At 62.1% G+C, this 369-nt stretch carries 1 protein-coding gene; it reads right to left on the reverse strand.

The genetic code is table 11. The features are described from left to right. Window positions 1–58: 58 nt before the first annotated feature. A partial coding sequence (locus KOL94_RS24950; protein WP_221569344.1) for an ADP-ribosylation factor-like protein occupies window positions 59–369 on the reverse strand: 311 nt, incomplete at its 5' end.

A 369-nucleotide genomic window follows, 5' to 3' on the forward strand; every position in this document is an offset into this window, starting at 1 on the left:
CGAAGAAGAGGATGTGGGGAAAAGCGTCCACAGCCACAAAAAGAAGAAGATCCGAACGTCACCCACCTTCCGGCGGCCCAAGACCCTGCGGCTCCGGGTTCTCCTGGCCGGCCGTGTCCCACACGTTGAACTTGATGGGTCCTCTGTTGGTATGGAAGACGAGCGGGTGCACCTCCACGCCCAGGGTGGCTACATACTTCTTCTCAAACTCGCCCGTCAAGTGGCGCTTCACGAAGGTTGTCTTCCCGGTGCCGCCGTCGCCCACCAGGACGAGCTTGAACTGGACCTGCGGCTCTCCCTGGGCGGCCATCGCGGCGGATCCTTCCAGAAGAGTCTCCGCGCCTGTCCGACTGGAGCTGGAAAGATGGC

This window comes from Alkalihalobacillus sp. TS-13 (assembly GCF_019720915.1).
Classification (GTDB): domain Bacteria; phylum Bacillota; class Bacilli; order Bacillales; family Fictibacillaceae; genus Pseudalkalibacillus.